Annotated in this window: 10 protein-coding genes and 1 pseudogene; 9 read left to right on the top strand and 2 right to left on the bottom strand. The window is 67.0% G+C overall.

All coding sequences use genetic code 11. The features are described 5' to 3' along the window. The first annotated feature begins 98 nt into the window (after window positions 1–98). The 9 genes from PHP91_RS00520 to PHP91_RS00480 all read left to right on the top strand — a co-directional run bounded on the left by PHP91_RS00520 (window position 99) and on the right by PHP91_RS00480 (window position 7,913). Window positions 99–1,490 (top strand): sigma-54 dependent transcriptional regulator, encoded by a 1,392-nt coding sequence (locus tag PHP91_RS00520; protein WP_300135491.1) that lies wholly within the window; start codon window positions 99–101, stop codon window positions 1,488–1,490. Window positions 1,491–1,755: 265 nt separating this feature from the next. Then, window positions 1,756–2,037 (top strand): hypothetical protein, encoded by a 282-nt coding sequence (locus tag PHP91_RS00515; protein WP_300135489.1) that lies wholly within the window; start codon window positions 1,756–1,758, stop codon window positions 2,035–2,037. 14 nt (window positions 2,038–2,051) lie between these two features. After that, the gene (locus PHP91_RS00510) at window positions 2,052–2,630 is read left to right on the top strand and encodes a GNAT family N-acetyltransferase (RefSeq protein WP_300135487.1); all 579 of its coding nucleotides are present in this window, start codon (window positions 2,052–2,054) and stop codon (window positions 2,628–2,630) included. Window positions 2,631–2,646: 16 nt separating this feature from the next. Next, a complete protein-coding gene (locus PHP91_RS00505) occupies window positions 2,647–2,919 on the top strand; it encodes a hypothetical protein (RefSeq protein ID WP_300135485.1) in 273 nt (90 codons plus the stop codon). 154 nt (window positions 2,920–3,073) lie between these two features. Continuing rightward, on the top strand, window positions 3,074–4,159 hold the full coding sequence (locus tag PHP91_RS00500) for an acyltransferase family protein (protein ID WP_300135483.1): 1,086 nt from the start codon (window positions 3,074–3,076) through the stop codon (window positions 4,157–4,159). Then, window positions 4,156–5,274 (top strand): spermidine/putrescine ABC transporter ATP-binding protein PotA, encoded by a 1,119-nt coding sequence (potA, locus tag PHP91_RS00495; RefSeq protein ID WP_300135481.1) that lies wholly within the window; start codon window positions 4,156–4,158, stop codon window positions 5,272–5,274. Before PHP91_RS00500 ends, potA begins: the two co-directional genes overlap by 4 nt. Next, entirely contained in the window at window positions 5,264–6,118 is an 855-nt protein-coding gene (gene potB, locus PHP91_RS00490) for a spermidine/putrescine ABC transporter permease PotB (RefSeq protein WP_300135480.1), read from the top strand. The genes potA and potB overlap by 11 nt, the downstream gene beginning before the upstream one ends. Next, the gene (gene potC / locus PHP91_RS00485; RefSeq protein ID WP_300135478.1) at window positions 6,115–6,882 is read left to right on the top strand and encodes a spermidine/putrescine ABC transporter permease PotC; all 768 of its coding nucleotides are present in this window, start codon (window positions 6,115–6,117) and stop codon (window positions 6,880–6,882) included. The genes potB and potC overlap by 4 nt, the downstream gene beginning before the upstream one ends. Beyond that, the gene (locus PHP91_RS00480; protein ID WP_300135476.1) at window positions 6,879–7,913 is read left to right on the top strand and encodes an extracellular solute-binding protein; all 1,035 of its coding nucleotides are present in this window, start codon (window positions 6,879–6,881) and stop codon (window positions 7,911–7,913) included. The genes potC and PHP91_RS00480 overlap by 4 nt, the downstream gene beginning before the upstream one ends. Before the next feature lies 1 nt (window position 7,914). Here PHP91_RS00480 and PHP91_RS00475 read toward each other — a convergent pair whose 3' ends face one another. After that, window positions 7,915–10,689, bottom strand: a complete 2,775-nt coding sequence (locus PHP91_RS00475) for a glycosyltransferase (RefSeq protein ID WP_300135474.1) — start codon at window positions 10,687–10,689, stop codon at window positions 7,915–7,917. 7 nt (window positions 10,690–10,696) lie between these two features. Beyond that, window positions 10,697–11,639 (bottom strand): annotated as a pseudogene (locus tag PHP91_RS00470) (hypothetical protein); the annotation flags it as partial.

The raw sequence follows: 11,639 nt of genomic DNA, 5'->3' as shown, positions 1-11,639 counted from the left end.
GCCGCCGGAGGCATTCCCCGGCCCGGCCGCATTCCGCCCCATTTTTCGGTTGTCGTGGTGGTCGGGTGGCAGTAGTGATTTCGGGAGAGGGTTTTGTGATGCGGAAAGTGGTTATCATCACGCAGGGCAGCGAGCGGGCGGGGACCATCGGCCGGTTGTTGGAGCAGGACGGGAACATTCGCACGCGCACGGCGGTTGTTCCGGGTCCGGGCGAGGACCGGGAGGTGGACACGTTGTTTGTGGACGTGGAGTCGCTGGTGGACGGGCACGGCTCGGTGAGCAAGGGGCTGGCCGGATTGCGGGTGCATTATCCGTCGGCGGCGGTGGTGGTGATGGCGGACGAGCATCGGACGGGCATGGCGGTGGATGCGGTCAAGGCGGGGGCGTACGACTATTTGACGCATCCGATTCAGAAGAAGGAGCTGGACCTTGTGGTGGACAAGGTCCGTGCGTCGGACGTGCTCCAGTCGGAGCTGGACTATTTGCGCGGGCAGTTCTGGAACGAGGATTCGCTCGACTATGTGGACACGCGCAGCAAGGCCATGCGCGACGTGTTCGTGAAGATCCGGCAGGTGGCGGGCACGCGGACCACGGTATTGCTGACGGGCGAGACGGGCACGGGCAAGAGTCTGATCGCCAAGTTGATTCATGCGCACAGCAACCGCAAGGCGATGCCGTTCATCAGCGTGCATTGCGGGGCGATACCGGACACGTTGGTGGAGAGCGAGCTTTTCGGGCACGAGAAGGGGGCGTTCACGGGAGCGGTGCGGCGCAAGCTGGGCAAGTTCGAGCTGGCGCATGGCGGGACGATTTTTCTGGACGAGATCGGGACGGTGAGCCAGTCGGTGCAGGTGAAGCTGCTCAACGTCATTCAGGAGCGGACGATCCAGCGTGTGGGCGGCGAGGCGGACATTCCGGTGGACGTGCGGATCATTGCGGCGACGAACGAGGACATGGGCGCGTTGTGCGAGCAGGGCCGGTTCCGGCGCGACCTGTTTTACCGGTTGAACGTGTTTCCCATCCGCATTCCGCCGCTGCGGGAGCGGCTGGAGGACCTGCCCCGGTTGTCCGAGGTGTTCATCAAGCAGTTCAACGGGTTGCTCAACACGGAGATTCGAGGCATCCATCCGCATGTGCTCGACACGCTGCTGGAGTACGATTGGCCGGGCAACGTGCGCGAGCTGGAAAACGTGATCGAGCGGGCGTGCATTCTGGAGACGGGCGAGATATTGCGGCCCGACAGTTTTCCGCCCGACCTGCTGGACTCGCGCGGGGAGGTGGTGACCTCGCCGGTGAAGACGGGGCTGCCGCTCAAGGCGGCCCGGCAGATCGCGGTGGACAAGTTCGAAAAGCAGTATCTTTCGGTCCTGCTGGAGCAGTGCAACGGCTCGATCAAGCACACGGCCGAGCGGGCGGGCATCACCCCGCGCCAGTTGAACAAGCTGATGCACCGTCACGGCCTCCAGCGCGGCAAATTCCGGAATAATTAATTCCGATTCCAGCAATTTCAGGAATTTTTAGTTCCTTATCAGCAATAATAGATCGGATTTATTGATTTAATTTTAGGCCATCTCTGTGGCAAGATCCGACAAATGCGCCATGAATTATCCGAAAACCGCTCTTCCGTGGGGAGAAAGGGAACTTTCAGTTCCGATTTTTTGCTCTTTGTCGAAAGAATATATCTTGTTATTTCAGTGTGTTGTCATTTGGCACATCCCATGCTTTGGCGCGCGCGGCAACGGCAAGGAGAGCCCTGTGAAGCATCGATCCGACACCAGCGTTTCGCTCAAGGAGACCATCCGCGGCGTAGTCGTCCCAGCGCAATGGGACGATCAGTTCCGCGTGACGGACATCCTGATCGCCTGTCTGGGCGAACGCGAGGTCCGGGTGGGCAACCTGGAATCCTTCCCCGTGCTACGGACCCTGGAGAGGACCGAGGTCAGGCTGACCGGCACCGTGAAACGGGACGGCGGCGTGGAGGTCATCCACGTCGAGAGCGTCGCCCCCCTCGGCCAGGAATCGGCACATCAACCCTGACCAGAGCAAACGGCATGAGCGCAATGGAACCACACGCGGAAACCCCGGTCGAGGAAGACTTCCCGTCCGACAACCTGCCCGAGGTGCACATCGTCTCCGGCATCAAGCCCAAGGAGGTGGAGGCCGTGCTGGCCATGGCCGCCGCCAGCGGGCGCTTCTCGTCCGACGCCCTGATGTCGGCCGAGGACATGGCCTGGGACAGCGCCTACGGCGGCGGCGGCGAGCTGCACGCCTTCATCCTGGCCAAGACCGGAGGCCCCGCGGGCCCGGTCATCGGCTTTCTCTGCTTCGGCCCCATCGCCCACTGGCCGGAGAACTATGAGCTCTACGGCATCGCCGTCAGCCCAGAGTTCCAGCGCCTGGGCATCGGCACCGCCCTGGTGGCCGAGATGCGGCGGCGCATCGGCAACGGACGCGGCGGCCGAGTTTTTCTGGAAACCGGCGACGACGAGCCCTTTGCGGGCGCGCGCAGCTTCTACGAGGCCAACGGCTTCGACCAGGAGCACCGGTTCCACAAGCACTTCATCCCCATGGAAGGCGGGGTGGTCTACCGGCTGAACCTCGATGCCGACGACGACCCCAACTACCAATAAAACCAACGGAGGCGACATGGCCCTGGATATTTACGAAGACTCTTTGTTCGGACAGATTCTCCCCTTGGACTGGGACGACGAATCGGTGTCCGGCGTGATCCTCCTGGTGGACGGCGAAGAGGAATTCATCATCGAGCACGACGATAACGGCAAGGACCTCATGGACCACGTCGACCGCTGGGTCACCGTGGAGGGCGTGGTCACCGAAGAGGACGACGAGCTGCGCATCAAGGTGCGCAACTACACCCTGGAGGACGAGCTGGACTACGAGAGCGACGAGGACTGGTAGCCGGTCCCCGCTCCTTTTCGCGGCCTATCCCCGCCCGGTCGCCGGGCGGACCGGGCCGTCCATCGGGAGCGTCGGGTGGCGGGCAAGGGGCCCGCTGCCCGATTTTCGCGTTCGCAGGCCCCCGGCCGCCGCAAAGAGGCAGGAGGTTGACGCCATGGGATTCATCCGGCTGTTGCTGGCCCTGGCCGTGTTCAACTCGCACTTCCCCCTCATGGAGGACGTGCACATCGTGGACGGACACGAAGCGGTGCTGACCTTTTTCGCCATCTCGGGCTTCTATATGGCCCTCATCCTGGACACCGCCTACGGCTCGCCCCGCCGGTTCTACGCGGCCCGGCTCCTGAGCCTGTACCCGCAGTACCTCTTCGCCCTGGTCCTCAGCCTGACCCTGCTGCTGGCCCTGGACGTCCACCCCTACACCAGCTCGGCGGAGTTCCGCCGCTTCCTGGCCGATCCGGGGGCCCTGGCCCTCTCGCTGTGGAGCTGGCTGACCATGACCTGCCAGGACCTCTTCTTCTGCCTGGGCCGCACGGCGGACGGCGCGCTGCACTACGTCCCGGCCACACGGGACGGCGTCTGGCGGCAGCTCCCCCTGGTCCAGACCTGGTCCCTCTCCCTGGAGGTGGTCTTCTACGCCATGGCCCCCTTCCTGGTCCGGATGCGGACCCGGACGCTGGTCCTGATCGCGGCCGCCAGCCTGGCGGTCAAGCTCGCGGTCCTCTTCGGCCCCCTGCGCGCGCAGGGGTTCACCATCCGCTTCTTCCCGGCCGAGTGCTGGCTCTTCTGCGGCGGCATCCTGGCCTACCGGGTCCACGCCCGGCTCCCGCGCGAGGCGTCGGCCCTGGACTGGCTCCTGCTGGCCGGCCTGGCCGGGCTCGTCTTCGTGGCCGACGCGGCGCCCGACGAGGCCGAACCGTTCTTTTTGCCGGGCTGCGCCCTCGCGGCCATGCCCTTCGTCTTCCGGGCGCTGCGCCACCTGCCGCTGGACCGTTTGGCGGGCAAGATCAGCTATCCCTTCTACCTCCTCCATTTCACCGCCATCGCGGCGTTCGAAAAATTCTTGGAGGAACCGGTGGGATGGCATATCCTGGTCGCCACGCTGGCAGGGGCCATCGCCACCCACTTCCTCTTCACCCAAGGCTTGAACACCATGAGACGCAACCTGAGGCTACGTCCCGTCCTTCCTGTTCCCGCGGCCCCGGTCCCGGTGCCGCTCAAGGTCCGGGGAGGCCGGTCATGAGCCATTCCGTCGTCGATTTGATCGGCGTTACCAAGGTCTTCGGCGCGGAGACCGCCCTGGCCGACATCACCCTCTCCATCAAGGACGGGGAGTTTTTGACCCTGCTCGGCCCCTCGGGCTGCGGCAAGACCACGGCCCTGCGCATCATCGCCGGGTTCGAGCCGTGCGACCAGGGCGAAATCCGCATCGACGGCAGACCGATGGCGGGCATCCCGCCCGAGTCCCGGCCGGTGAACACGGTCTTCCAGAGCTACGCCCTGTTCCCGCACATGAACGTGTTCGAGAACGTGGCCTACGGGCTGCGCATCGCCGGGGCAGGCAAGACCGAGATCGAGCGCAAGGTGGCCGACGCCCTGAAGCTGGTCCGGCTCACGGACATGTCCGACAGGATGCCGGCGCGCCTCTCCGGCGGCCAGCAGCAGCGCGTGGCCATCGCAAGGGCCATCGTCAACAACCCGCGCGTCCTGCTCCTGGACGAGCCGCTCTCGGCCCTGGACCACCGGCTGCGCAAGCAGATGCAAAAAGAGCTCAAGGAGCTCCAGCGCACCCTGGGCATCACCTTCGTCCTGGTCACCCACGACCAGGAGGAGGCCTTCACCATGTCCGACCGCGTGGTGGTCATGAACCACGGACGCATCGAGCAGGCGGGCACCCCGAGAGAAATCTACGAGGAGCCCGCCAACCTCTACGTGGCCCGGTTCGTGGGCGACATCAACGTGCTGGACGGCGTCATCGCCGAGGCGGGAAGCGGCGGCTACCGCGCCACGGTGGAGGGCGTGACGGTCTTCCTCAAGACCGCCAGGCCCTTCGCCGTGGGCGAGAGCGTGCACGTCATGCTCCGGCCCGAGGACTTCCGGGTGGAAGTCATGCGCGACCTCCAGGACTATCCGGAACTGGCCGAGAAGTTCTCCAAGGTCCTGCTGACCGGCACCGTGGACCGCACCTTCTACAAGGGCGCGACCTACGACGTGGAGATATCCCTGGACGACGGCAAGCACATCCTGGCCTCACAGTTCTTCGACGAGGACGCCGAGACCCTCTACTTCCACCCCGGCGACCGCGTGGCCGTGGGCTGGTTCGAGGGATGGGAGGTGGTCCTGCCCCATGAGGGATAACCGGCTCTTCAAGCGCCTGGTCATCGGCGGGACCCTGGGCTGGATCGCCATCTTCGGCGCGGCGCCGTTCCTCCTGCTCACGGGCGTCAGCTTCCTGACCCGCGACCCGGACGACCTGATCCGCCCGGTCCTGACCGCGGACAACTACCTGCGCCTGTTCGACCCGGCCCTGGGGACCATGCTCCTGACCTCCATGGCCATGGCGGGCATGGCCACCCTGCTCTGCCTGCTCGTGGGCTATCCCTTCGCCTACATCGTGGCCAGGGCGGGCCGCCGCTGGACCCGGCCCCTGCTCCTGTTCGTCATGATCCCGTTCTGGACCAACACCCTGATCCGCACCTACGCGCTGGTGGCCGTGCTCAAGGCGGACGGATTCCTGAACCGGGTCCTGCTCGCCCTGGGCGTCATCGACGCGCCGCTCAAGATCATGTACACCTGGACCGCCGTGTTCATCGGCCTGATCTACACCCTGCTGCCCTTCATGATCCTGCCGCTCTACGCGGCCATCGAGAAGCTGGACCAGCGGCTCCTGGAGGCCTCGCGCGACCTGGGGGCCAGCCGGTGGACCACCTTCCGCAAAGTGACCATCCCCCTGACCATGCCGGGCATCGTCTCCGGCTCCATGCTCGTCTTCCTGCCCGCCCTGGGCATGTTCTACCTGCCCGACATCCTGGGCGGGGCCAGGACCATGCTGCTCGGCAACTTCGTGCGCGACCAGTTCCTGACCGCGCGCGACCTGCCCATGGGCGCGGCCGCAAGCATCGCCATGACCCTGCTCATGGGCGGCATGCTGCTGGCATACTACCGCAGCGCCCGGCGCTCGGGAAGGAAGGTGCGGCTGTGAACAAGTGGTTCAAGGGATTCTACGCGGGCATGGTCTACCTCTTCCTCTACCTGCCGCTGGCGGTCATGGCGGCGTATTCCTTCAACGCCTCCAGGTACTCGCTGTCGTGGAAGGGGTTCACCCTGGAATGGTACGTCAGGCTCCTGCACAACACCACGCTGCTCAACGCGGCCCTGCGCTCGCTGACCATCGCCACGGTCTCGGCCTCGGTGGCCTGCATCGTGGGCACGCTGGCCGCGTTCATGCTGCACCAGTACCGGTTCAAGGGGCGGCGGGCGGTCTTCGGCAGCCTGTTCATCATGATGATGTCCCCGGACATCGTCATCGCCATCTCGCTTCTGGTCTTCTTCCTGGCGGCCGGGCTGTCGCTGGGGTTCTGGACCCTGCTCATGGCCCACGTCACCCTGTGCGTGCCCTTTGTGGCGGCCACGGTCTACTCCCGGTTCCGGGGGTTCGACCGCGCCGTGGTCGAGGCCGCGCGCGACCTGGGGGCCAGCGAGTCCCAGGTCTTCAGGCGGATCGTCCTGCCCATGGCCCTGCCGGGGCTCATGGCCGGGTGGCTGCTCAGCTTCACCATGTCCCTCGACGACGTCATCATCAGCTTCTTCACCACGGGGCCGACCTACGAGGTCCTGCCCCTGCGCATATATTCCATGGTCCGACTCGGCATCAAGCCGGACGTCAACGCGCTCAGCGTGCTGATGATCATCATAACCGTCGCCGTGGTCATGCTCTCCCGGCGGCTGCTCAAGGAGAAGCGATGAAAAAGATCCTCGCCGCAATGGCCCTGATCCTGCTCTGCGCCACCTCCGCCCTGGCCCAGGGCGGAGAGCTGTTCCTGTACATCTGGTCGGAGTACATCCCGGACCAGGTGGTGCAGGACTTCACCAAGGAGACCGGGATCACGGTCCACCTGTCCACCTACGACTCCAACGAGGCCATGTACGCCAAGATCAAGCTGGCGGGAGAGGGATACGACCTGATCGTGCCCTCGTCCGACTACGTGGCGCTCATGGGCCGCCAGGGGCTGCTCCTGCCGCTGGACAAGGCCCAGCTCCCGAATTTCGCCAACCTCGCGCCCCGATTCCTGGACCAGCCCTTCGACAAGGGCAACACTTACTCCGTGCCCTACATGTGGGGCTCCACCTCCATCGCGGTGAACACCGAGCTGACGAACGGGATCAAGGTCGAGTCCATCGCCGACCTGTGGAACCCGGCCCTGAGCGGCAAACTGCTGATGCCCAACGACCCGCGCGAGGTCTTCGGCCTGGCCCTGCGCCTGCTCGGATACTCCGGCAACGAGACCGACCCCGGGCACCTGAAGCAGGCCTACGAAAAGCTCAAGACCCTCATGCCCATGGTCCGCGTCTTCGACTCCGACTCGCCCAAGCAGGCCCTGCTCTCCGGCGAGGTCGCCGCAGGCGTGGTCTGGAGCGGCGAGGCCTTCGTGGCCTGCGCCGAAAACCCGGCCATCAAGTGGGTCTACCCGCCCGAGGGCGTCAGCCTGTGGGTTGACTCCCTGTGCATCCCCAAGGGCGCGAAGAACGTCAAGGAGGCCCACGCCTTCCTGAACTACCTGATGCGCCCGGACGTGGCCGCACTCATCAGCCAGGAGATGGGCTACTCCACGCCCAACGCCAAGGCCATGGAGCTGCTGCCCGCCGAGGTGCGCGACAACCCCATCGTCTACCCCCCGGCCGACGTGATGCAACGCGGCGAATTCCAGGACTACCTGGGTGAATCCATGAAGATCTACGACGACTACTGGATGCAGCTCAAGACCCACAACGAATAGCTCATTCCGTCCGGGGCGGGGCTTCCGGCTCCGCCCCTTCCACCACGTTTCCCGGCCCGTCCGGGGGAGCCCAGGCGGCTCCTCCCTCGGGCATCCGGGTCACGGCGGGCCAGGGATGGCCGGGCGGCGGGACGACCACGCTGTCCCGGACCACGTTGCCCGAGCTCAGGCCGCCGTGGAAATTCACGTCCGCGCCGATGCGGCACCCCTCCACCCGGTTGCCCGACGCCCCCCACTGGAAAGCCAGGTGCCGCACATTCCGCACCTCCGAATCCGTGAGCTCGCAGTCGAAACATCGGGCGAAGCGGACGTAGCCGTTGCCCCCCTCGCCCTTGTTCCACGCCCCGTCGATGCGCAGCCCCACGGCCCGGATGTCCCGGCTGTTCTCGAATACCAGCGGATGGCGGCCCGCGTCGATCACGGCCACGTCGCGCAGCGCGCACCCGGCCGCCCAGTCGAGGCGGACGCCGTCCACCGCAAAGTCCGGGGCCAGGTTCCCGTAGACCCCGGCGGCCCGCTCGCGGGCCAGGTCCCCGGCGCGCTGGACCACGGTGAAGCCGCTCAGGGTCACACCCCGGACCACCTCGGGCGCGCGGACCTCGGCCCCGGCGGGCATGGCCACGGGCAGCCCCTGGCGCAGCAGGACATAGCCCCGGCCCGACCCGGCCACCTCGGCCAGGAACTGGCGGACCCAGGGGGTCTTGCCGCGCCAATGGCGGTCGCCGATCGAGTCGAGGAAGGCGTCGTCGTTGGGCGCGCCCACCCAGAGGTAGCGGGCGTCCGGGGGCCAGTGATCCACGGAGAGCACGGTGTCTCCCGCGTTGGCCGCGCCGTTCAGGGGCCCGACGACCTCCCCCTTGCCGCCGCCCACCAGCACGGCCGCCCCGGCCGGAGCGCGCAGGTCGGACACGAGCACGGTCACGCCAGGCCCCGCACCCGCCAGGGTCACGCCCGAGCGGCCGATGCGGATGGGCTCGTCCAGGCGCACGGTCCCGGCCGGGAGCACGATGCGCAGCGCCTCGCCGGGATCGGCGGCCTCCAGGGCCGCGTTCACGGCGCTGCCCAGGGGGGCGACGTCGATGCGCCGGACCAGCGCGGACGGCCCCGGCTGCGGGACCACCCGCCGGGAGAGGAGTCGCCCCTCCTGCAACCGGGTGCGATAGTAGGAGAGCTCGGCCAGTCCAGGCAGGGAGAAGGCCCCGGAGAACACGCCGCAGACCATGATGAGCAGCGAGGTGTTCAGGGCCAGGAGCAGGAAGCGGACCGCGCCGCGCAGCAGGCCGTACCCCGGCTGTCCGCCGCCGTTCCCGTCGCCGCCGATGCGCTGGGCGCCCGGCCCGGGCTCGTCGGGCCCGGCCTCGCCGCCCTCCTTGCTCCAGGTCTGGATGTCCAGGCTGTGCATGCTGTAAATCTTGAGCACGGCCCCCACCCACTGGTTGTAGAGGGTCAGCGGGACGTGCAGGACCCGCAGGCGCATCCCCTCCAGCACGTAGACCCACATCATGGCCAGCCGGGTCAGGATCACCCAGGCGAGGTAGAAGACCAGGTAGAACCAGGAGTCGAAGGCCGAGAGGAGCAGGGCCGAGAGCGGCCCGATGAGCGGGGTGAACGAGGAGAGGCGCTGGTCCACGATGCACCACCAGATGAAGCCGCCCATGGGGCGCGGCCCCAGCTTCACGGCCCGCCAGTTGTTGCGCAGCATGTTGCCGTACCAGCGGTGCATGAGCGAAAGGCTGGTCCGGAAGAACCGGTTCCGGCGCACCTCCAGGGCCACGGCCGTGGCGTCCGGCACGTAGAGCATCTCCCACCCTTCCTTGAGCATGTAGTACCAGGTGGACTTGTCGTCGCCCATGAGGAAGCGGAACCGCCCGAAGAGCCAGTGGTCCAGGTGGTCGGCCTCCAGGAAGCGGATGAACTCCTCGGTCACCACGGCCCCGGCCCGGTAGATGGAGAAGCGGCCGGTGATGGTCAGGACGCGGTGGGACAGGCTGTGGGAGTGGAAGATGTGGTTCCGCTGGGCGAACTTGAGGGTGTACCAGTCGCTGAACGCGCCCACGGCGTTGGGCGAGACGCCCAGGTTGTCCGGAGTCAGCGCGCCCAGGCGCGGGTTGGAGCGGAAATAGGGCAGGCACTTGCGGAACAGGCCGGGCTCCACCAGCGTGTCGCCGTCCATGAAGATGACCAGGTCGTTCTTCGCGTCCGGGTGCCAGGAAAGCGGGTCGTTGAAGTCCCTGGCGATGGCCCGCAGGGCGTAGCCCATGGCCACCCGCTTGCCCTCGCCCTGGCGCATGAAGACCACGTCCACTTCCGAGCCGCCCGGCGTGGCGTTGATGACCTTGGAGATGAAGGCGATTTCCTCGTCCGAGCCCACGCTGGCGTAGATCATGACCTTGCTCGGCACGGTCCGGGCCTCGCGCACCAGGGCCTCGAAGACCAACTGGCTGACATGGAACTCCTCCCGGTAGGAGGGGACCATGACGTAGAGCCGCTCGGGATACTTGCGCGCGAGGGCCATGGCCTCGGCCCGGAGCCGGGGGAACTCATGGCGACGGTAGCGCCAATGGCGCACCACATGGAGGAGCTGCCAGGAATAGCGCCACAGGCCGAAGAGCCCGATGGTCACCAGGGCCTGGGTCCGGATGGCCCACGCCCGGTCGGGCAGGGCCGCCACCAGCGCCCAGGCCAGGGAGAGGTAGAGCACCGTGACCGGCAGCGAGAGCAGGGCCGCCCTGAGCGGCCGGGGCCGGACAAAGGAGGCGGGCAGGGATTCCGGCATGCGGACCCTACAGCAGGGACTTGAGCGCCCGGAGCCAGGGGGTGTCGATGCTGACCACCGCCCCGAGGCCGGGGGGCAGCCCTTCCGGAAGCGCGTCGAAGACGACCTTGACCGGAACCTCGTTCAGGCTGATCTCCTTGTCCTGAGAGACCGCGTCGCCCGAGCCCATGGCCTGGTGGCCCAGGGCCTGGACCCTGCCGTTGTAGAAAGCGTCCATGGAGGGGATGTAGATGCGCGCCTCGGTGCCCGGCGCCAGCCGTTCGGCCTCCTTGAAGGTGAACCGGGCCAGAATCCAGGGCCGGGCGTCGGCCACCCGTACGCTCATCACCGACTCGCCCGCCCGCAGGTAGGTCCCGGCCACGCGCTTGACCGCGTAGACCAGGCCGTCGGCCTTGCTCACGACCCGCGTTTTCTCCAGCGCGGCCAGGGCCTGGGAGAGGCGCAGCTCCTCCTGCTCCAGGACCCGCTTCTGAACGTTGGCGCGGGCCTCCAGTTCGCGGGTCTCGCCCCGCGTCTTGCCGTCGGAGAGGTACTTGCCGTCCCTCGCGCTCAGGACGTTCTCGTCGGCCAGCCTGAGCCGCGCGTCGGCGGCCCGCCGCTCGGCCTGGAGGTTGAGGAAGGTCTCGCGCCGCTCGTCCCACAGGGACTGGCTGACCGCGCCCGACTTCTTCAGCACGTCCGCGCGCTCAAACTCCTTGCGGGCCACCTCCAGGCGGGCGTCCAGCCCGGCCAGGTCGGCCCGGAGCCGCTCGGCCTCGTGCCGGGCCGCCTTGCGGTACAGCCCCATGGACTTGGCCTCCTCCCGAAGCAGGACGTAGAAATATTCCAACTGCTCCTTGTCCACGCTGATGGAGGAGCGGATGTCCTCCACCCGGCGCAGCAGGTCGCGGTCGTCCAGGCTGAACAGGAGCTGCCCCCTGGCCACGGCCTGGCCCTCGGCCACGTCCACC

Origin of the sequence: Pseudodesulfovibrio sp. (assembly GCF_028692895.1) — a bacterium.
Taxonomy (GTDB): Bacteria; Desulfobacterota; Desulfovibrionia; order Desulfovibrionales; family Desulfovibrionaceae; genus Pseudodesulfovibrio.
Note: the sequence above shows the minus strand (reverse complement) of the source record. Positions and strands in the feature narration are given on the sequence as shown.

What these genes read in the sequence shown, in the direction of transcription:
- PHP91_RS00520 (WP_300135491.1), top strand. Translation starts at nt 99, where the DNA reads ATGCGGAAAGTGGTTATCATCACGCAGGGCAGCGAGCGGGCGGGGACC.
- PHP91_RS00510 (WP_300135487.1), top strand. Translation starts at nt 2,052, where the DNA reads ATGAGCGCAATGGAACCACACGCGGAAACCCCGGTCGAGGAAGACTTC.
- PHP91_RS00505 (WP_300135485.1), top strand. Translation starts at nt 2,647, where the DNA reads ATGGCCCTGGATATTTACGAAGACTCTTTGTTCGGACAGATTCTCCCC.
- PHP91_RS00500 (WP_300135483.1), top strand. Translation starts at nt 3,074, where the DNA reads ATGGGATTCATCCGGCTGTTGCTGGCCCTGGCCGTGTTCAACTCGCAC.
- potA (WP_300135481.1), top strand. Translation starts at nt 4,156, where the DNA reads ATGAGCCATTCCGTCGTCGATTTGATCGGCGTTACCAAGGTCTTCGGC.
- potB (WP_300135480.1), top strand. Translation starts at nt 5,264, where the DNA reads ATGAGGGATAACCGGCTCTTCAAGCGCCTGGTCATCGGCGGGACCCTG.
- PHP91_RS00480 (WP_300135476.1), top strand. Translation starts at nt 6,879, where the DNA reads ATGAAAAAGATCCTCGCCGCAATGGCCCTGATCCTGCTCTGCGCCACC.
- PHP91_RS00475 (WP_300135474.1), bottom strand. Translation starts at nt 10,689, where the DNA reads ATGCCGGAATCCCTGCCCGCCTCCTTTGTCCGGCCCCGGCCGCTCAGG.